Raw genomic sequence first — 20469 nt, 5'->3', positions numbered from 1 at the left:
TCATTCCCACGAGTGGGACCTGAGCAGGTCCCTGTTCCGCAGGAGCTTCCCGCTCCTGTTGCGGGGCACGGCCGTCGACGTGAAGACGGCCTTCGGAACCTTGGCAGGGCTCAGGTTCCGCTGACACCAGCGGATCAGTTCGCCGGACGGCGGAAGCCCTTCGCCTCCCACGTACGCCTCGATCGCACCGCTGTGGACGACGACCGCCTCCTGAATCGCCGGATGCCCCCGCAGCACCCCCTCGATCTCGGCCAGATCGACCTTCATGCCCCCCACCGTGACGACGGAGTCCAGGCGCCCGAGAATCGCGAGCGCTCCCGTCGACTCGTCCAGTACGCACCGGTCGTAGGTACGCAGCCAGCCGCCCGCGTAACGGTCGGCGTGGCCGTGCAGGTAGGGCGAGCGGTCGACCCGCACGTGGAGTTCCGAGTCCACGGATTTGAGTTCCACCGTGTCGCCGGCCGGGTAACCGACCCACGGCGCGCGGCTCTTGGACCCGGTCAGGTCACCGGTCACCATGCCCGTCTCCGTCATCCCGTAAATCTGCCCGACAGGCACGCCGTACCTCTCCAGGAAGCGGTCGTAGGCGGCCTCGGGGAGCGGTTCACCGGCCGACATGGTGACCCGCAGCGACCGCAAGGGCCGGCCGGAGGCACGCGACAGCAGGTCGAAGTGGAGGGGGATTCCGAAGACGGCGTGCACCTCGGCCTCCCGGCCGGTCTCCAGTACCGCGCCGATGCGGGTGCCGACCGGGAGCACGAGCTCCGCGCCCGAGCCGAGCGCGTGCAGGAACCCTCCGATGAGCCCCACGGTGTGCACGAGCGAGTTCAGCAGGAGGATGCGTTCCCCCCTGCCGGGCATGCCGTCCAGGGACGCGTAGCGCACGAGTTCGTCCCGCAGCGACCGGCCGGTGCGCCCGATGACCTTGGGCACACCGGTGGACCCGGAACTGAACTGCACCAGGCAGATGTCCTCGTCCGCGGGGCGGCCACCGGGCCGGACGGAGACCGTGAGAGGACTCTCCTCCACGAGCCCCCCGTCGCCACCCTCCGGGACCGCCGCGGCAACCAGGAACTGCGGCTCGCACAGCGCGACGAGGCGCTCCCGCTCGCCGAGCGGGGCGCGGGCGTCGATCAGGATCGGCTGCGCGCCGACCGACCACAGGCCGACCAGGGTCCGCATCAGGGTGAACCCGGGCGGCACGTACACGGCGACGGATGCCCCCGGGCCGATGCCCGCACTGCGGAACAGGTCCGCCAGCTCCCGTGCGCCGGAACGCAGGCCGCCGCGTGTCAGACGCCCACGAAGCCGGGCCAGCGGGGCGTCCTCGGGCCCCCGGTCCAGAAGTTCTTCGCCCCACCATGCTCGTGCAGCCATGGCTCACTCCTTCACCGTCTGGTTGCCGGCCGGTTCGGACCGGACCGTGTGCGGCGTGCACGACGGGCGCTTCCCCGTTGACGCGGCCGTGGGCGCCTCCACGTCGGCCGGGAAGTTCGCCGCCAGACAGAGGTGGATGTCCCTGACCGAAGCGAAACCGTTGAGAACGACCTGCTCCGGCTCGAATTCGATGCCGTGACGTTCCTCCAGGAGGTGCTGGAGCAGGACGAACGAGAAGGAGTCCAGGGCGAGCGGGGTGTCGTAGCCGACCTCTCCGGACGCCTGGAGGGACAGGGCTTCCGTCACGATCCTCTGGAGGTCGCTCTTCCTGATCACAGTAAGGATTCCTCTCGCCACAGCATGGACGCGTGCCCGGTGGCGGCCCTCGGGCTCAGAGCCGACGATGCCGTGCTGCCCACTCTGCGGCCGACCGGCGGGATGCGGCTATCGGCGATGTCCACCGTTACGTCACCCACCGCCTGAGCAGACCGGATCGCGTTCTCAGAGGATGCGCAGCAGTATCGCCGGCTGCTCGACGCAGTCGGCCACGTAGCGCAGGAAGCCGCCCGCGACACCGCCGTCGCAAACACGGTGGTCGAATGCCAGGGACAGCTGGACGACCCGGCGTACCGCCAGCTCGCCGTGGTGTACCCACGGCTTGGGCGCGATCCGGCCGACGCCGAGCATGGCGGCCTCGGGATGGTTGATGATCGGGGTGGCACCGTCGACGCCGAAGACACCGTAGTTGTTGAGTGTGAAGGTGCCGCCGGTCACCTCGGCGGGCGCCAGCGTCCCCTGCACGGCACGGTCGGAGAGGCGCGCGAACTCCTGCGCCAGCGATTCGGCGGAGCGGGTGTGCGCGTCGCGCACGACCGGCACGACCAGGCCCCTGTCGGTCTGCGCGGCGAAACCGAGGTGCACGGCGGGCAGCCGTACGACCTCCCGGGCCGCCGCGTCCACCGTGGCGTTCAGCTCGGGGAACCGGCCGAGCGCCGCCGTGCAGAGGCGGGCGAGCAGCGCGAGCACGGAGATCTTCGGGCCGCCCGCCGCGTTCATCACGGCGCGGGCCGCCAACAACTCCGTCGCGTCCGCGTCCACCCAGCAGGTCGCCTCGGGAATCTCCCGTCGGCTGCGGGCCATCTTCTCCGCGACCGCGCCCCGCACACCCTTGAGCGGCACCCGCGAGCCCTTCGCCGCCGCCCTCTGCTCGATCGCCCGCTCCACGTCCGTCCGCAGGACCAAGCCCTGACGCCCCGCCCCGGCCAGCTGCCGCAGATCGAGACCGTGCCGCCTGGCCAGCCGCCGCACCGGCGGCGACACCACTGGCACCGGCCCGGTCGCAACGGCCGCATCCCGAGCGCCCACGCTCGCCGCGGGACCACTGTCCACGAAAGCGCCGTCCGGCGGAGGGCCGTGGGCCCGCAGGCCGTCGGGTGCCACCCGCCGGCGGCGTGCGGAGGGCGCTGTCGTGCCGTAACCGACCAGCACATTGCCCGACGTGTCACGCTCGCCCGAAGGGCCGGGCGGGCCCGGCAGGCCGGACGAGGTTTCCGCCCGTGGTACCGCGTCGCCGGGCACCGGCACCGTGCTGCCGCCGCCGACGGCGACGGTCATCAGCCGCTCCCCGACCCGGAGTTCACTGCCCTCCTCACCGAAGCGCGCCGCCACCACCCCGTCATACGGGCAAGGCACCTCCACCCGCGCCTTCGACGTCTCCACCTCCACCACCGGCTGATCCACCACGACGACATCACCGACCGCCACCAGCCAGCCCACGATCTCCGCCCCGGTCAGCCCCTCACCAAGATCGGGCAGCCGGAACTCGTGCATCCGGGCCATCAGCTCTCCGCCTCCCACTGCAGCCGCGCGACGGCGTCCAGCACCCGGTCCACCCCGGGAAGGTGATGCCGCTCCAGCATCGGTGGCGGATAAGGAATGTCGAACCCCGTCACCCGCAGTACCGGCGCCTCCAAATGATGGAAGCACCGCTCACTCACCCGCGCCGCGATCTCCCCTCCGGGACCACCGAACCCCGCCGCCTCGTGCACCACCACCGCACGCCCCGTGCGCCGCACCGACCGCACCACCGTCTCGTCGTCGAAGGGCACCAGCGACCTGAGGTCCACCACCTCCAGATCCCAGCCCTCGGCGCGCGCCGCCTCCGCCGTCTCCAGACACACCGGCACACTCGGCCCGTACGTGATCAGCGTGGCGCTGGAACCGGAACGCCGCACCACGGCCCTGCCGATCGGCCCCACAGCCGCCGGCGCCCCCGGCGACCACCGCGCCTTCGACCAGTACAGCCGCTTCGGCTCCAGGAACACCACCGGGTCGTCCGAGGCGATCGCGGCACGCAGCAGCCCGTAGGCGTCCTCCACGGTCGCCGGGGTGACGACGTGCAGGCCCGGCGTGGCCATGTAGTAGACCTCCGACGAGTCGCTGTGGTGCTCGACGGCGCCGATCCCGCCGCCGTAGGGGACGCGTACGGTCAGCGGCATCCGTATCGCGCCACCGGTACGGTTGCGCATCTTGGCCACATGGCTCACCAACTGCTCGAACGCCGGATACGCGAAGGCGTCGAACTGCATTTCCACCACCGGCCGCAGGCCGTACATGGCCATGCCGACCGCCGTGCCGAGGATGCCGGCCTCCGCGAGCGGGGTGTCCGTGCACCGGTCGTCCCCGAACTCCTTCGCCAGGCCGTCCGTGATGCGGAAGACGCCGCCGAGCGTGCCGACGTCCTCTCCCAGCACGTGGACCGAGGGGTCCTCGGCCATCGCGTCGCGCAAGGCGCGCCGCAACGCCTGCGCCATCGTGGCCGGCCTCTCCGCACACGCGGCCGGTTGCGCCGCGGCCGTGGTCATCGGGCGTCACCCCGTCCCGGCGACCCGGCCGCATCCGCCGCCGCCTCCAGTTCGGCTTGCAGGCTGCGGGCCTGATCCGCCAACTGGCTCGTACGTTCCGCGTACACCTGCCCGAACAGGTCCATCGGGTCGAGCACCGGATCCGCGTTCATCCGCTCCCGCAGGTGCGCCGCCATCTCCTCCGCCTCTCCCGCCACACGAGCCGCCGTCTCGTCGTCCAGCAGGCCCCGGTCCCGCAGCACGCCCTCCAGCAGAACCACCGGGTCGTACGCGCGCCACGCGGCCACCTCGTCGTCCTCGCGGTACCGCGTCGCGTCGTCCGTGTTCGTATGGGCCTCCACGCGGTACGTGACGGCCTCGACGAGCGTCGGGCCCCCACCGCCCCGTGCCCGCTCCACCGCCCCGGCGAGGACCGTGTGGACGGCCGCCACGTCGTTGCCGTCGACCAGGCGGCCCGGCATCCCGTACCCGACGGCCTTGTGCGCCAGCGTCGGAGCCGCGCTCTGTTTCGCCAGCGGCACGGAGATCGCGAAGCCGTTGTTCTGGACGAGGAAGACCACGGGCGCCCGCCACACGGCCGCGACGTTCAGGGCCTCGTGGAAATCGCCCTCGCTCGTGCCGCCGTCGCCGACGAGCGCGAGTGCCACCACGTCCTCGCCCTTGAGGCGGGCAGCGTGCGCGAGACCCACAGCATGGGGCAACTGCGTCGCGAGCGGAGTGGACAACGGCGCGACACGGTGCCGGTACGGGTCGTACCCCGTGTGCCGGTCGCCGCGCAGCAACGTCAGGGCCTCCACCGGGTCCACGCCACGGGCGACCACGGCCAGCGCGTCGCGGTAGCTGGGGAACAGCCAGTCGCGCTCGGCGAGGACGGCCGCAGCCGCCACCTCGCACGCCTCCTGACCGGTGCTCGACGGGTACACCGCGAGCCTGCCCTGCCGTGTCAGCGCCGTGGCCTGCGTGTTGAACCTGCGGCCCCGTACCAGCCCGCCGTAAAGACGCAGCAACAAAGCGGGATCGGCCGCGGCCTCGGCCGGAGTACCGAACACGCGAACCGGCCGCTCATCGGGAAGCAGCGGCGCCGCGGCGGGACATTCCCGCCGGTAGGGCGGTACGGGCCGATCGGCCGGTGCGGGACCGCCTCGCGACGGGGCCATGCTGCTCTTCACGCGTGCGCCTCCTCCTTGCGGTGGCCCGGCTCCGCGTCGCGGGAGCCGGCGAGACCCGCGGACCGTGCGGGGCGAAGCGGGCCGTGCCGGGCCTGGCGACCGGCCCGGCACCGTCGTCGGCCGACGGTCCCGCGTACGGCTCACGGGCACCGGCCCGGAAAGCGGGGACGGGCCGGTCCGCCGGAGTCAGGGCCGGCGTCGATCCGCATCCCGGCGCGCATCCCAGACTCCGGACGGGTGCCGGCGCGACCGGTTGATCCATGTTCGTTCCAGATTGGCGATGAGGTCGGGGCTGTACATGCGGACGGCCTGCTCGATCGCGTATACCGCCATGTACTGGCGGAACACGTCCAACGGCTCCTCACCGATCGCCAGCATCCGCTTGTTCGCCGCGACCGCCGGATTGTCCAGGTGCACCGCCGCCCGCTCCACCGCGGCGTCCAGCTCCCGCGCCGGCACGACCTGGTCGCACAGCGAAGACGTCTCCGGATCTCCGGCCCGCAGCCGCCGGCCCCAGAAGATCATCTGTCTGCTCGGGCGACTGCCCATCGCATGGACCAGCCGCAGATTCGCGGCCCCCGGCACCAGCCCCTCGTCCATCGCGGGCAGGCTGAACCACGCGTCCTCGGCGGTGACCACCCGGTCCAGCGCCAGCAGAATCTGCGTGCCGCCGCCGATCGCGAACGAATCCACCGCCCCCACCCACGGCTTGACCACGCGCGGAGGCAGCCCTCCCGGGCCGTCCTCCCCGTGGAGCAACCCGTGGACGAACTTGGCCAGGTAGCCGACTTCGCGCCGCAGCATGAAGCCCACGAGGGAGATCTTTCCCTGGAACAGGTGGGTCAGGTTGATGCCCGCGCTGAACACCCGCCGGCCCCGGTAGGCGGGGTGCGACATCACCCCTCCCCGCAGGACGCCCACCCGGCTCTCCTCGTCCAGCAGCACCAGGTCCGTCGCCGTCTCCAGAGCTTCGACCAGGGCGTCGTCCTCCGCGTTCAGGTACGCGTCGTTGCGCACCTCGACCTGGGCGATCCCCTTCCTCCGGGTCACCGAGACGGCCTCCAGGTCCGCACGGCCGGTGGCACGGAACCCGGGCAACGCCGCGACCGACCGCCGTGTCGGCCGCAGCATCGAACGCAACAGGTGCGGCCCCGCGACAGCCGAGCCGAACAGGGCCTGGAAGAGGAGGCCCTGGTCGATCTCCCACCCCTCCTTCTCCCACTGCGGCAACCGCGCCTCCGCCGCCAGGCGTTCGGAACCCGGTACAAGCCCCGGACAGCGCTCGGCGGCGAGTACGGCGACCTCCTCCACGCGCAACGACCGGGTGAGCCCCTCGGTAAGTTCCTCGTAGAGCCGCTCGGCATGGAGGCCCAGGAATCTCCGGCGGAGCACGCGGGCTCGCTCGTGCAGGCCCTCGGCATGCAGCCTCAGGTCCTGTGACCGCTTAGCCTTCGGCGGCAGTGCGTCCACCGCCCTCACCAGCTCTGTGAGGGAACGGGACACCCGCTGCCGATCCGCGCCGAACACGCCACTCAGCGTGGGGAGTTCGCGGACGCCGGCGATACAGTCGTCCTCCTGGGCGAAGTGCTCCGCCTCGCGGGGGGCCGGGGTATCGGCGTGCCCTCCGGCCGAGAGCCAGGTCGTGGACGGCTTGACTGCCTGTGACACCTTCACAGACGTGGCGTCCGGATCCGAAAATTCCATACGGCCCACTCTCTGTCCGGTCGTACACCCCGGACCATCCGCGATCACCGCCGTTACGTGCGCGGGGAAACTCCGGGGAGAGGCGACCGGGCACGGCTCGGGGCAGGACGACCCGGCGTGCCGGGACGACGGTTTCCGATCGGCACATCGCCCGAGACCGGCGCCTGTTCACGGAAGCGATCACGGGGCGGGCGCCGGCGGGGCGCAACCGTTCATCGCCTCGACCAGGCTTTTGGGCCGCATGTCCGTCCAGTTCTCCTCGATGTACGCCAAGGCACCGGAACGGCTGTCCCGGGCGTTGGCCACGCGCCAGCCGTCGGGCACGTCGAAGGCGGCAGGCCAGAGGGAGTGCTGTCCCTCGTCGTTGACCAGTACGAGGAACTCGTCGTCCGGATCGTCAAAGGGGTTCATGCCCCCGAAGGTTCCAGACGCCGAACGCTTCGGGTATCGGCGATGACCGCAGTTACGCAGGTTCGTTCGCAGGCGGAAAGGCGATAGGGTCGCTCGAATTCGGGGCTCTGGATAAATGCGCAAGACGAAAAGGCGCCACATGGCCAATAGGGCAAGTGCGCGGTCGGAAGCCAAAGTTCGCGGAGTGGGCGGTGTAGTGGGCCCCCGCACTCGGGCAGAAGCCTTGGGGTGTACCCCTGCCCGACCTTCCGACGGCCGGAAGTGTTGTCATAATATGAGGAAAAACGAAACCCTTGAAACCTCGGGTGACGGTCCCTACCATAAAAATGGCTGACTACTCCGCACCGTCCATGAGATCCCCCTTCCCATCGCGCGGGACTTCCCTCCGATTCTCATGGAGTTGTTCATGGTCGATCCGAATTTTATGCCTTATTCCTGTGATTCATGTGGTTCTCTCCTGGGGAAAGGATGCAAAACCGAAGCCTCAGCTGCTCGATACTGCTCGAATGCATGCCGACAGCGCGCCTATCGGCGACGCGTGAAAAGCGAGATTCTGGCCACGGAAACGTCCGGCGATCTGCTGACCCCGCTGAGCAGCTTCGTCGGCCGTGTGGACGAGATGGTGGAGGTCAGCAGGCTGCTTCGGGGCACCCGCCTGCTCACGCTGACGGGCACCGCGGGCGTGGGGAAGACGCGACTGGCACTCGAAGTGGCCGGGAAGGAGCAACGGGGCAGGCGCCAGAAGGTCATGGTGGCCGAACTCGGGGCGTGTGCCGGGCAGGAGTCCGTGGCGGGCCGGGTCTCCGCGGCGCTGGACAGCCATATCGGCACCGACATCTTTTCGGCGGAGGCGAGGGGGGCGGGTGCCAAGCTGTCCGGCGGGCTTTTGGTTATCGACAACTGTGAGCACGTGATCGGCGAGTGCGGACTCCTCGTGGGCCGGCTGCTCGCCCGGCACCCCGGGCTACAGGTCCTCGCCACCAGCCGCGAGGTGCTGCGGGTACCGGGCGAGACCTTGTATCCGGTGCACGGGCTGTCGCTGCCCGGCCCTGGCGACAAGTCGTCGGCCACCGAATACCTGCGGTCCGACGCGGTCCGGCTGTTCGCCGACCGGGCGCGCGCCGTGGTGTCGGACTTCGAACTTTCGCAGGAGAACGCTGCGGACATCCGGGCCGTCTGCGAGCGGCTGGGCGGCCTCCCGCTCCTCATCGAACTCGCCGCACAGCTGCTTCGGACTTTCTCCGTGGCAGAGCTGCGCAAACGGCTGGACGACCCGCTTTCGCTGCTGGTCGGCGGGTGGCGGACGGCGTCCGCCCGTCACCGGAGCTGGCAGGCGGCGCTCACCTGGAGCTACGACCTGCTCAAGCCCGCGGAGCAGCTGCTCTTCCGCTGGCTCTCGGTCTTCCCGGGCGGCTTCGGAGTGGACGCGGCGGCCGCCGTGGTCACGGACGAAGTCCCGGCGGCGTCGGTGCCCGAGCTGTTGACGGCGCTTGAATCCAAGTCCGTCATTCAGTCCCCCACCAGGCGGGGCCGGAAGGAATCGGGAGCCGGCAGGTTCCTGATGCTGGAGCCGGTCCGAGGCTACGCCCACCAGAAACTCCGCGACCTGCACGAGGAGGCACCGGCATACGAGGGACTCACTCGGTGGCTGGCGACTCTGGTCAGTCCGCTGTGGCAAACAGGAATCGCGCCTTTCGACACGTTACGTATGGCGGGGACCGAACTCGCCAACCTGCGACACGCCCTCGAAAGGCCGGCCGGCGGCGATGACGAACGCCGATTGCTGCTGGCAGGCGGGTTGGTCACCCTGGACACGACCCCGGCGGCCGGGACGGACGTGGCACGCCTCGTCCGCAGCGCCTTGCACACCGGGCACCCCGAGTCGCGTTACAGGGCGATCGCTCTTGAGGGAGCGGCGGTGCTGGCCGCTCGGCGCGGTGCGCACGTCGAGGCGCTACGCGTCATCCAGGAGGCGGTCGACGGGGAACGCGCGGCCGCGCCGAGCCCCCTGCTGTGCCGCCTTCTGCTGCGGCTCAGCCTCTTGAAGGAGCATTCCGGCGACCGTTCCGGAGCCCTCGAAGTCCTCACCGCGAGCGTCCGCATCAGCGAACGCCTGGGTGACGAACCGACCTTCGCGGTAGGCGTGGGTCACCTCGCCAGGCACGAGCTGACCTGCGGCGATCCCGCCTCGGCGGCCCGGCTGATCGGCAGGGCGCTGCCCGCCGTGCAGGCTCTTCCGCCGGAGTGGCAGTGCGACGTCATGAATGTGGCAGGGGCGCTCGCCGTCGAGTGTGACGACCTTTCGACGGCGGAGAGGTACTTCGCCGAACCGCTGCGCTCGGTGACGGAGGAGCCTGGCCATGCGGCCGGGCTGATCGAAGGGCTGGCCGTCGTGGCTGTCCGGCGCCTCCAGTTCGACCGCGGACTCCACCTGATCTCGGCAGCCGAGGCGATGGACGAGTCGGCCACCTGCGGATTGCGGCCCCATCCTTGGTGGCGTCAACGGGTCGAGGCAGCCAAGGCCGCCGGCATGAGCGGGCTGGCCACCCGGGCGGACCGCGAGCTGGCCTTGGGCCGTGCGCTCCGCTCGGACGATGTGGTGGCGTACGCGCTGGGCGACGGACAGCCATCGGCCCCGGCCCAGGACGAGGCCGGCCACGGCCCGTTGAGCCCACGCCAGTGGACCGTTGCCGCCTTGGTCATAAAGGGCTTGACGAACCGTCAGATCGCTTCGCGGATTCACGTGTCGGTGCGCACGGTGGAAACACACGTCCGCAACATTCGCGGCACGCTCGGCCTGCGCTCGCGTTCCCACATCGCCGCATGGGCCGCCCAGACCCAGCAGGAATAGGAAACGGACGCCACCAAGACCCGAGCCGGCGCGGGGGCGGGTTCCTGCGGGGCGGCTGGGTGTGCGTGTGCACGCGGACGCAGCCGGGCCCGCGAAGGACGGGTCCGGCTGCGTCGCTGTTGCGCTTTCGCTGCTGCGACACCGCTGCGACCTGGTGTCTCGTGCAGAGCTGCGCCCTGTTGGACTGCTACTGGATGGCCTTGATCAGCTCGCCGTTCGCCGTGTCGCCGCTCAGTTCCCAGAAGAACGTGCCGCCCAGTCCCTGCTGGTTCTTGTATGCCATCTTGGTGCCGATGGTCTCCGGGGTGTCGTAGCTCCACCACTGGGTGCCGCACTTCGCGTAGGCCGTGCCGGCGACCTTGCCGGTTGCCGGGCAGCGGGTCTTGAGGATCTTGTAGTCCTCGATGCCCGCCTCGTACTTGCCGGGCGCCGCGCCCGTCGCCGTGCCGCCCGGGGCGTCCTGGGTCACGCCCTGCCAGCCGCGTCCGTAGAAGCCGAGGCCCAGCAGCAGCTTGTTGGCGGGGACGCCCAGGCTCTTGAGCTTCTTGATGGTGTCGGTGGTGTTGTAACCGGCCTTGGGGATGCCGTTGTACGAGGTCAGGGGCGAGTGCGGGGCTGTCGGTCCCTTGGCGTCCCAGGCGCCGAAGTAGTCGTACGTCATCGGGTTGTACCAGTCGACGTACTGGGACGCGCCCTTGTAGTCGGCGGCGTCCAGCTTGCCGCCGGGCGAGGCGTCGGCGCTGATGGCTGCCGTCACCAACTTGCCGTTGAACTTGGCGCGCAGTGCCTTGAGGAGGTTGGTGAGCGCTTCCCGGCCGCTGGTGTCGCAGGTCAGACCGCAGGCGTTCGGGTACTCCCAGTCGATGTCGATGCCGTCGAAGACATCGGCCCAGCGCTTGTCCTGGACCAGGTCCAGGCAGGACTGCGCGAACGCGTTGGGGTTCTTGGCGGCCTCGGCGAAGCCGCCCGACCAGGTCCAGCCACCGAAGGACCAGATCACCTTGAGGTTCGGGTGCAGCTTCTTGAGCTTGCGCAGCTGGTTGAAGTTGCCGCGCAGCGCGCCGGCGTCCCAGGTGTCGGCCTTGCCGTCGACGCTCTGGTCGGCGGTGTAGGCCTTGTCGTAGTCGGCGTACGCGTCGCCGATGGCGCACTTGCCGCCCTGGACGTTGCCGAAGGCGTAGTTGATGTGCGTCAGTTTGTCGGCCGAACCGGACGTCTGGATGTTCTTGACGTGGTAGTTGCGGTCGTACACGCCCCAGTTGGTGAAGTAGCCGACCACCTTGCCGCCGGCCGCCGTGGGGGCGGCCGGTGCGGACGCGGTCGTCGCGGCGGACGCGGCGGCGGGGGAGTTCGCGGTGGCCGTTCCCGCGAACAGGCTGCCGGCCAGGGCCGCCGTACACAGTGCGGTGGTGGCCGCGGCCAGCCGGCGCGGCGATCGCGAGCGGAGCGGTCTGAGCATGTCGTCTCCTCGGAGGGGGGTCGAGGGGGTGCTGCCGGACACGCGTTCCGAATTGGCATGAACGCGTTGAGTGTTGGGGGAGAAGGTAGAAGGACTAGACCAGTTCGGTCAATGGTTTGGACCAATTTCGCGCTGCGTACAGGCTCCGTTGGCCCTGCCGGGTGAGCGGAGGACGAGGTAACGGCGCAGGTGGCGGGGCTGGGGGAGGGGAATGGGAGATGGGCGGGGGGTGGGTGGGAGGGGGTGCTGCCTTGTCGCTCGATCGGGTGGATGGGTGGAGCCGCAGGTGCGGGGGGTGACGAAGTCCGCTGGGTAGCGGAACAAGATCGCTGTCAACCGGTGACGGGAAGCTGTCCATCGGGCATACTCACAGCGCCACAGCTGCAGGTCACCGCCCTCCGCGATCCGGTGGGAGATCATCGGCTGAGTACTGCTGTGTACGTCCGGCGACGCCGCCACACCCTCGCGCGCGTCGTCGTAGCGCCCGACAGGGAGGAGAGCGCCGCCATGATCGAGTACGGCCCCCGGCCGGTGGACCGCAGGCTGCCCACCGAGGAAGCCCGCGACCTGCTGACGCTGGTACGGGACCTCGTCGAGCGCGAGATCAAGCCGGCCGCGGCCGAACAGGAGGACGTCGGCCAATTCCCCCGGCAGACCTTCACCCTGCTCTCCGAGTCCGGACTGCTGTCCCTGCCGTACTCCGAGGAGCACGGCGGTGGCGGCCAGCCCTACGAGGTCTACCTCCAGGTGCTGGAGGAACTGGCCGCCGGGCGGCTGACCGTGGGCCTCGGCGTCAGCGTGCACACCCTCGCCTGCCACGCGCTCGCCCGGTTCGGCACCAAGGAACAGCGCGCCACCCACCTGCCCGCCATGCTCGGCGGGGGCCTGCTGGGCGCCTACTGCCTCTCCGAACCCTCCGCCGGTTCCGACGCAGCCTCCCTGACCACCAGGGCGGTCCGCGACGGTGACATGTGGACCCTGGACGGCACCAAGGCGTGGATCACGCACGGCGGCATCGCCGACTTCTACACCGTGCTGGCCCGCACGGGCGGCAAGGGTGCCCACGGCATCACGGCCTTCCTGGTGCCAGGCGACGCGGACGGGCTGACCGCCGCCGCACCCGAGCGCAAGATGGGCATGAAGGGCTCGCCCACCGCCCAGCTGCACTTCGACGGCGTACGGGTGCCCGACGCCCGCCGCATCGGGGAGGAGGGGCAGGGCTTCGGCGTGGCCCTGTCCGCGCTGGACTCCGGGCGCCTGGGCATCGCCGCCTGCGCCATCGGCGTCGCGCAGGCCGCCCTGGACGAGGCGCTGGCGTACACCGCCTCCAGGCAGCAGTTCGGCCGCCCGCTCGCCGACTTCCAGGGCCTGCGCTTCATGATCGCCGACATGGCCACCCAGATCGAGGCCGGCCGTGCGCTCTACCTGGCCGCCGCCCGCCTGAGCGACGCCGGGCTGCCGTTCTCGAAGGAGGCGGCGATGGCCAAGCTGTTCTGTACCGACGCCGCGATGCGCGTCACGACGGATGCCGTCCAGCTCCTCGGCGGGTACGGCTACACCCTCGACTTCCCGGCCGAGCGCTACATGCGCGAGGCCAAGGTCCTCCAGATCGTCGAGGGCACCAACCAGATCCAGCGCATGGTCGTCGCGCGCCAGCTCGTGGGGCCCGAATCCCACTGACGCGCGACGGGGCCGCGCACCACCACCGCATACGACCGTGGTGAATGGCGGGCCGGGAGCGGGCTGCCGCCGGGGTGCCCCGGCGGTGCGATCACCGGCCGGCCGTGCCCAGCCCCTTCATGCCCGTGGCCGTGCCGATCGCCACCACCGGTTCCGGCAGCTCGCGCAGCAGCCGGCGGGCCGCGGACACCGCGACGCTGGACGACACCTCCAGCAGCAGGCCCTGCTCGGCGAGGCGGAGCTGTTCGGTGACGAACTCCTTCTCCGCCACTGCGACGGCAGTGCCGCCGGACCGCCACAGTGCGTCCAGGCCCTGCCAGCACGGGCGTTCCTCGCCGAGCGAGAAGGCGGCGGTGGGGTGGCTGATCACGCGCGTGCGCTCTTGGGCCGCGCGGTCGGCGTGGCGCAGCGCCGCGGTGAAGGGCGCCGCCCCCGCGGGCTCGGCGGCCACCATCCGCGGCGCGGCGGACACCAGCCCGGCGGCCGCCAGCTCCCGGAAGCCGCGCTCGATCCCCGCCAGCAGGTCCGCCCGGCTCGTCGGTACGACCACGGCGCCGATCCGCCGCCCCGCGAAGTCCCGCGCCAGCTCGTACGCCACCGACTTGTACCCCTCGTTGGCGTACGGGTTGCCGCCGGGGGAGGGCGAGGAGTAGCTGGTCAGCGGGTACCAGCCGTGCTCCTCGACGGCCTGTGCCAGCGCGGCGTTGCGCGCCCGGAACCCGCCCTCGACGCGCACCTGCTCGGCACCCAGCAGGTCGATCTGCGCGGCCATCGCGGGCGGCACGCCCTCGTCGGTGAAGACCACACAGCGCAGCCCGGCGCGGCCCGCGTAGGCCGCGGCCGCCGCGCCCGCGTTGCCTGACGACGCGGCGGTCACCGTGTCGGCGCCGGTCTCCACCGCCGCGGCCACGCCGACCGCCATCGCACGGTCCTTGTGCGAGCCGGTCGGGTTGCCGCCCTCGTACTTGACCCACAGCTCGCTGCCGCACTCGGGCGCGTTGCCGTCGCCGAGCGCGGCCGGATCGGTGCGCAGCCGTACGTTCGGCGTGCCGCCTTCACCGAGGGTCACCGGCGGCCCGCTGACCGGCAGCGTCTCCGGCCATCCCCAAGGGCCGCCCGGGTAGGACGCGAGATCCAGGCCGTCCAGATCGGCGAGCGGGGGCATCGCGTTGGCTCCGATGCCTTCCGCCGCGCAGCGGGGGCAGCCGGCGAACCCCGTCACCGGCAGGCCGCAGCGCAGACAGTGCAGGCTGCTCGGGCCCTGCCCGGAGCTTGCCGTCGTCATGGTGTCCCCCTCGTTCGGTCGCTGCTTTCGTTGCCGGTGTCCGCGATGGCCTTGCCGTTCCACTGTACGGGGCGGCGTACGCCGTACGGGGCAGGCGGGGTTCTCCGTGTCCGGCAGGTGTGGGACGGAGTGTTCCCCCTGCCCGCGCGGGTACGGCTATGGCCCGCCGACGACTCCTGACGTACGGTCAAATGCTTTACGTGGGACGGAGGATTCCGCGCTCCACGGTCTCCTGCCCGCGTCCGCCCGCGCGTCCAGGAGGTTCCCGTGACCGACCGTCCGATCGCGCTCGACGAATACCCGATCCACCAAGTCCCGCTGTCCATGCGGCATGTCGCCACCGGCGACCGCAACGCGTACGACCGGTGCATCTTCCACGTCGTGGACCACACAGGCCGCGCACTGCTCGTCGCCGGCCTCGGCGTCTACCCCAACACCGGTGTCATCGACGCCTACGCCACCCTCCGGCTCGGCGACCGCCTGGACGCCGTACGGGCCTCCGACGCGCTGACCGACGACCGCCTCGCCCTTTCCGTCGGCCCCCTCACCATCACCGTCGACCGGCCTCTCGAACGGCTGCGGCTGCACTGCGCCGCCGACCCGGCCGACCCCGAAGGGCTCTCCTACGACCTCGAATGGCACGCCGCCTTCCCCGCCGTCTGGGAACCGCACCACACCCAGTACCGCGGCGGCCGGCTCATCCTGGAAGGCCGCCGCTTCGTCCAGGCGGGCACCTGCACCGGCACCATCCGGGCCGCCGGCGAGGAGTCGGCCGTCACCGCGGGGGAGTGGACCGGCACCCGCGACCGCAGCTGGGGCGTCCGGCCGATCCCCGGCGAGGAGACCGGCCGCGCGGCGGAGGAAGCGCGGCCCGAAGGCTTCCACTGGATCTGGTGCCCGGTCCGCTTCGACGACCGGTTCGTCATGGTCGTCGTCCAGGAGGACGCCGACGGTCACCGTACCCTCAACGAGGCACTGCTCGTCCGCGACGGCACGCCCGATGTCCAACTCGGCTGGCCGTACGCCGACATCACCTACCGGCCGGGGACCCGGCAGCCCGAAAGGGCCGTTCTCCACCTCACCGATCCGGGCCGCAAGCCGCTCGAACTCACCGCCGAGATCCTCACCTCCTCGCCCCTGGCCGTCGGCGCGGGCTACCCGCCCGCCGACGACTGGCAGCACGGCACCTGGCGCGGACGCGGCTGGACCGACCGCCGCACCTACGACCTCGGCGACCCCGCCGCCCACCCCCTGGCCGCCTGCGGCGTCACCGACCACGCGGCCCGCTTCACCCTCGAAGGGCGCACCGGCTACGGGATCTTCGAACACGGCAGCTTCGGCCGCCACGACCCCAGCGGCTTCACCGGATACGCCGACACGGCACCGCCGGCCGACGCGGAGGCAGCGCGCCCCGCCAGGGACCCCGGGAGCCGGTCATGAGCAGCACGCCACGGCCTCGCACCACCACCCGCGACCCCGCCGAGCTGACCCGCCGCCTCTCCACGTGGCTGGCCGTCCGCCTGCCCGGCGCGCGAGCGGTCGCGGCGACCGTCCCCGCCTCCAACGGCATGTCCAGCGAAACCCTGCTCTTCGACATCGACCACCCCCGTCCGCCCGCCCGCTCCTGCGCGTTGCGCCTCGCCGCCGACCCCGCCGCTTACACGGTATTCCCCACCTATGACATGGCCCGCCAGTACCGGACGATGCGCCTGGTCGCCGAGCACACCGACGTGCCCGTGCCGCGCACCTTCTGGCTCGAAGAGGACCCGGAGCCGCTCGGCGCGCCGTTCTTCGTGATGGAGCGCGCCCAAGGCCGCGTGCCGCCGGACGTCATGCCCTACACCTACGAGGGGAGTTGGCTGCACGCCGCCACCGACGCGGAGCGCGCGGGCCTGGAAGCGGCCACGGTCTCGGCCCTCGCCCGGATCCACGACCAGGTGCCCGTCGCAGAGGCGCAGTTCCTCGCCCTGCCCGGCAGCGGAAGCGCGCTGCGCCGGCACGTGGCGGCCCAGTGGGCGTACTACACGTGGGTCGTCACGGGACGGGAACCGTCGCCGCTCATCGAACGCGGCTTCGCCTGGCTGGCAGACCACTGGCCGCCGGACGCCGAAGGCGCCGACGGTACGGTCATGACCTGGGGCGACGCGCGCGTCGGCAACATCGTCTACGACGGCTTCGCGCCCGCCGCCGTCCTGGACTGGGAAATGGCCGCACTCGGCCCGCGCGAACTCGACCTGGGCTGGATGATCTACCTCCACCGGTTCTTCCAGGACCTGACGGAGAGCGGCGGCCAGCACGGTCTGCCGGACTTCCTGCGCCGTGAACGCGTCGAGGAGCGCTACGCGCGGCTCACCGGCCACGAGCCGCGGGCCATGGACTTCCACACCCTCTACGCGGCCCTGCGGCACGCCGTCGTCATGCTGCGCGTGGCCTACCGGCAGGTGCATTTCGGTGAAGTGCCCGCACCGGCCGACCCGGACGCGCTGATCATGCACCGGGCGTCGCTGGAGGCGATGATCGAGGGCCGCTACTGGTGAGGCCCTCGGCGGCGGTGGTGTGCCGCCGAGGTGGCGCGGGAGCGGGGGTCCGCTCCCGCCCGGCTCAGGGCCTGCGCATGCGCGGCACCCGCGTCGGCCGCGTGCCGGGGCTGCCCACGTGCGAGAACGGCTGCCGCCGCCAGTCGAGCCCCTCCGGGAGCGTCAGCAGCACGCCCGCGTCCCGCTCCTGCGCCTCCATGGAGTCGTCCGGTGACGGGGCGTCGGCCACCGGCCGCCCCGAGCCCTCGCACACCGTCAGGCAGAAGGGGTCCCACGGCGTCGGGCACAGCGCGTGCTCCGGCAGCGTGTCCTCGTCCGCCAGCATCGCGATCGGCTGGGCGCAGTCCGGGCAGTTCACCCGGAAGATCTCCATGGTCTCGAAGGCGTCGTACGGATCGTCGTCAACGGCGAAGCCGAGACTGTCGCCCTCCTCGGCGTCGTGGCTGAGCGGCGTGGATTCGGACTTCAGACGTCGCAATGTGGTCATCCCCCTCGGGTGGGCCGTATGCGGGCCGCCGGCTTCCTGTGACGGGCGGCTCCGGCCATCACGAGCAATTCCCCTCATGCCCCGCGCATAATCGCCGAGCCCTGCGGGATACGGGGTCACGCGTGTGGCATTGGTCACACACTCCGCGCGAACGTGTCCACGATCCGGCGCACGGTGCGCATATGCGCCCGAGCACAGTAGGTTGATCGGGTGGAGGAGTTGGACCGACAAATCGTGGATCTGCTCGTCAAGGACGGGCGGATGAGCTACACCGACCTGGGCAAGGCCACCGGCCTGTCCACTTCGGCGGTGCACCAGCGGGTGCGCCGCCTGGAGCAGCGCGGTGTCATTCGCGGCTATGCCGCCATCGTGGACCCGGAGGCCGTGGGGCTGCCGCTCACCGCCTTCATCTCGGTGAAACCCTTCGACCCCAGCGCCCCGGACGACATCGCCGACCGCCTCGCCGAGGTGCCGGAGCTGGAGGCGTGCCACAGCGTGGCGGGTGACGAGAACTACATCCTCAAGGTGCGGGTGGCCACGCCTCTGGAGCTGGAGCACCTGCTGACCCGTATCCGCACGCTGGCCGGGGTCTCCACACGCACCACGGTCGTGCTCTCCACGCCGTACGAGGCCCGCCCGCCGCGCATCTGACGCCTGTCCGGTGCGTTGCGTGTGCCGGGGGCGTGCCTCCGGCCGGTCCGCCCGCGCGGGCGCCGCGCACGCCGGGCCTCGGAATCCCGACCCCGCGCGCGGAAGTGCCGCCCGCAGGGGCCAGACTGTCCGCTATGAGTGAGCGCACCCCCGACCCGGCCCGGCCCCGTACCGTCCTGCTTCGCGGCGGGGAGGTGCACAGCCCCGCCGACCCCTTCGCCACCGCCATGGTGATCGAGGGCGGCAGCGTCGCCTGGGTCGGCGAGGAGGGCGCCGCCGACTCCTTCGCGGACGGCGTGGACGAGGTCGTCCACCTGGACGGCGCGCTCGTCACCCCGGCGTTCACAGACGCACACGTGCACACGACGGCCACCGGCCTCGCGCTCACCGGCCTGGACCTGGCCAGGGCCGGTACGCTCGGCGACGCGCTGGCCCGCGTACGGGAGCACGCCGCGGCACGTCCCGGCGACCGGGTCCTGCTGGGGCACGGCTGGGACGCCTCCGCCTGGCCCGAGGGCCGGCCCCCGTCCCGCACCGAACTGGACGCCGCGGCCGGCGGCCGCCCGCTCTACCTGACCCGGGTGGACGTGCACTCGGCGGTCGTCACCACCGCCCTTCTCGACCTCGTCCCCGGCATCCGCGACCTGCCCGGATTCCACGCCGAGCAGCCGCTGACCGGCGACGCGCACCACGCCGTACGAGCCGCCGCGTACGCCACCGTCACCCCCGCCCAGCGCGACGCCGCCCAGGCGGCGGCCCTGGCGCACGCCGCGTCCGTCGGCATCGGCACCCTCCACGAGTGCGCCGGACCCGAGATCTCCAGCGAGGACGACCTCGCCGCCCTGCTGGCCCGCGCCGCGGACGGGCCGGGCCCTCGCGTCGTCGGCTACTGGGCCGAAACCGTCACCAACGCAAAGGACGCCGACCGCATCCGTGCCCTCGGCGCCCTCGGTGCCGCCGGCGACCTCTTCGCCGACGGATCCCTCGGCTCGCACACCGCCCACCTGCACGCCCCGTACGCCGACGCGCCCCACATCGGCACCGCCCACCTGGACGCCGACGCCGTCGCCGCGCACGTCGCGGCCTGCACCGAGGCCGGGCTCCAGGCCGGGTTCCACGCCATCGGCGACGCCGCCCTGACCGCCGTCACCGACGGCGTACGGGCTGCCGCCGACCGCGTCGGCACGGCCCGCGTCCGGGCCGCCCGGCACCGCGTGGAGCACGCCGAGATGCTCACCGGGGACACCATCGCCGCGTTCGCCGAGTTCGCCCTCACCGCCTCCGTCCAGCCCGCCTTCGACGCGGCCTGGGGCGGCGAGGACGGCATGTACGCGGCCCGCCTCGGCGCCGACCGCGCCCGTACCCTCAACCCGTACGCGGCCCTGCTGCGCGCCGGCGTCCCGCTCGCCCTGGGCTCCGACAGCCCCGTCACGCCGCTGGACCCGTGGGGCACCGTCCGCGCCGCCGTCTTCCACCGCACCGGCGGGCACGGCATCTCCGCCCGCGCCGCCTTCACCGCGCACACCCGCGGCGGCTGGCGCGCGGTCGGCCGGGACGACGCGGGCGTCCTGGTGCCCGGCGCGCCCGCCGACTACGCGGTCTGGCGCACCGGCGACCTCGTCGTACAGGCCCCCGACGAGCGTGTCGAGCGCTGGTCCACCGACCCCCGTTCCGGCACGCCCGGCCTGCCCGACCTCACGCCCGGCCGGGACCTGCCCGTATGCCTGAAGACGGTGGTGGCGGGGCGTACGGTGTACGAGCGGCCGAACGAGTGACTTCGCGCGGGCGCGTACCACCTCGGGACGCGCCCGCAGGCCCCAGCCCCACCTGCGAGGCTGGGGCGCCGACCTGGGGCGACGCGAAAACCACGCAGGTTGGCCAACTGTTGACAGCAGACGGTCGGCGGCCGGTAGGTTCGGCCGGGTCCACCACAGGACGTCCGACCGGGAGACCTCCGCGCAGTCGTCGAGCGCAGCTGGGCCATGGGACGGGGT

Annotated in this window: 16 protein-coding genes; 6 read left to right on the top strand and 10 right to left on the bottom strand. The window is 71.8% G+C overall.

What is annotated here, in order from left to right:
- The 7 genes from ACH4OW_RS32605 to ACH4OW_RS32575 form a co-directional block, all read right to left on the bottom strand.
- A complete protein-coding gene (locus ACH4OW_RS32605; protein ID WP_398031467.1) occupies positions 1-1377 on the bottom strand; it encodes a class I adenylate-forming enzyme family protein in 1377 nt (458 codons plus the stop codon).
- A gap of 3 nt (positions 1378-1380) precedes the next feature.
- On the bottom strand, positions 1381-1713 hold the full coding sequence (locus ACH4OW_RS32600) for an acyl carrier protein (RefSeq protein WP_360131943.1): 333 nt from the start codon (positions 1711-1713) through the stop codon (positions 1381-1383).
- 165 nt (positions 1714-1878) lie between these two features.
- Entirely contained in the window at positions 1879-3216 is a 1338-nt protein-coding gene (locus ACH4OW_RS32595) for a dihydrolipoamide acetyltransferase family protein (RefSeq protein WP_398031465.1), read from the bottom strand.
- The gene (locus ACH4OW_RS32590) at positions 3216-4241 is read right to left on the bottom strand and encodes an alpha-ketoacid dehydrogenase subunit beta (RefSeq protein WP_398031463.1); all 1026 of its coding nucleotides are present in this window, start codon (positions 4239-4241) and stop codon (positions 3216-3218) included. Before ACH4OW_RS32590 ends, ACH4OW_RS32595 begins: the two co-directional genes overlap by 1 nt.
- Positions 4238-5398, bottom strand: coding sequence for a thiamine pyrophosphate-dependent enzyme (locus ACH4OW_RS32585; RefSeq protein WP_398031549.1), 1161 nt, complete (start codon positions 5396-5398; stop codon positions 4238-4240). Before ACH4OW_RS32585 ends, ACH4OW_RS32590 begins: the two co-directional genes overlap by 4 nt.
- 198 nt (positions 5399-5596) lie before the next feature.
- Positions 5597-7114 (bottom strand): enoyl-CoA hydratase/isomerase family protein, encoded by a 1518-nt coding sequence (locus ACH4OW_RS32580; RefSeq protein ID WP_398031462.1) that lies wholly within the window; start codon positions 7112-7114, stop codon positions 5597-5599.
- A gap of 180 nt (positions 7115-7294) precedes the next feature.
- On the bottom strand, positions 7295-7525 hold the full coding sequence (locus ACH4OW_RS32575) for an MbtH family protein (protein WP_398031461.1): 231 nt from the start codon (positions 7523-7525) through the stop codon (positions 7295-7297).
- Positions 7526-7931: 406 nt separating this feature from the next.
- Between ACH4OW_RS32575 and ACH4OW_RS32570 the strand changes: the two genes are divergently transcribed.
- On the top strand, positions 7932-10376 hold the full coding sequence (locus tag ACH4OW_RS32570) for an ATP-binding protein (RefSeq protein ID WP_398031459.1): 2445 nt from the start codon (positions 7932-7934) through the stop codon (positions 10374-10376).
- Between the two features lie 187 nt (positions 10377-10563).
- Here the strand turns inward: ACH4OW_RS32570 and ACH4OW_RS32565 are convergent, their stop codons facing one another.
- A complete protein-coding gene (locus tag ACH4OW_RS32565) occupies positions 10564-11835 on the bottom strand; it encodes a glycoside hydrolase family 18 protein (RefSeq protein ID WP_398031458.1) in 1272 nt (423 codons plus the stop codon).
- Between the two features lie 507 nt (positions 11836-12342).
- On the opposite strand from ACH4OW_RS32565, the gene ACH4OW_RS32560 reads away from it, so the two are divergent.
- Complete coding sequence (locus ACH4OW_RS32560; protein ID WP_398031456.1) at positions 12343-13515, top strand: acyl-CoA dehydrogenase family protein; 1173 nt, start codon at positions 12343-12345, stop codon at positions 13513-13515.
- A gap of 91 nt (positions 13516-13606) precedes the next feature.
- Here the strand turns inward: ACH4OW_RS32560 and ACH4OW_RS32555 are convergent, their stop codons facing one another.
- Entirely contained in the window at positions 13607-14800 is a 1194-nt protein-coding gene (locus ACH4OW_RS32555) for a pyridoxal-phosphate dependent enzyme (RefSeq protein WP_398031455.1), read from the bottom strand.
- Between the two features lie 267 nt (positions 14801-15067).
- Here ACH4OW_RS32555 and ACH4OW_RS32550 point away from each other — a divergent pair, with 267 nt between their 5' ends.
- Entirely contained in the window at positions 15068-16240 is a 1173-nt protein-coding gene (locus ACH4OW_RS32550) for a hypothetical protein (protein WP_398031453.1), read from the top strand.
- Positions 16237-17337, top strand: a complete 1101-nt coding sequence (locus tag ACH4OW_RS32545; RefSeq protein ID WP_398031452.1) for a phosphotransferase family protein — start codon at positions 16237-16239, stop codon at positions 17335-17337. Before ACH4OW_RS32550 ends, ACH4OW_RS32545 begins: the two co-directional genes overlap by 4 nt.
- Positions 17338-17401: 64 nt before the next feature.
- On the opposite strand, the gene ACH4OW_RS32540 is transcribed toward ACH4OW_RS32545, so the two are convergent.
- A complete protein-coding gene (locus tag ACH4OW_RS32540) occupies positions 17402-17824 on the bottom strand; it encodes a hypothetical protein (RefSeq protein WP_360131974.1) in 423 nt (140 codons plus the stop codon).
- Between the two features lie 210 nt (positions 17825-18034).
- On the opposite strand from ACH4OW_RS32540, the gene ACH4OW_RS32535 reads away from it, so the two are divergent.
- Entirely contained in the window at positions 18035-18475 is a 441-nt protein-coding gene (locus ACH4OW_RS32535) for an Lrp/AsnC family transcriptional regulator (RefSeq protein WP_026170119.1), read from the top strand.
- A gap of 134 nt (positions 18476-18609) precedes the next feature.
- Positions 18610-20250, top strand: a complete 1641-nt coding sequence (locus tag ACH4OW_RS32530) for an amidohydrolase (RefSeq protein WP_398031449.1) — start codon at positions 18610-18612, stop codon at positions 20248-20250.
- The last annotated feature ends 219 nt before the right edge of the window (positions 20251-20469 follow it).

The organism is Streptomyces sp. NPDC017056, assembly GCF_044332485.1.
Classification (GTDB): domain Bacteria; phylum Actinomycetota; class Actinomycetes; order Streptomycetales; family Streptomycetaceae; genus Streptomyces.
The sequence above is the reverse complement of the archived record's forward strand: the minus strand, read 5'-3'. Positions and strand labels throughout refer to the sequence as shown.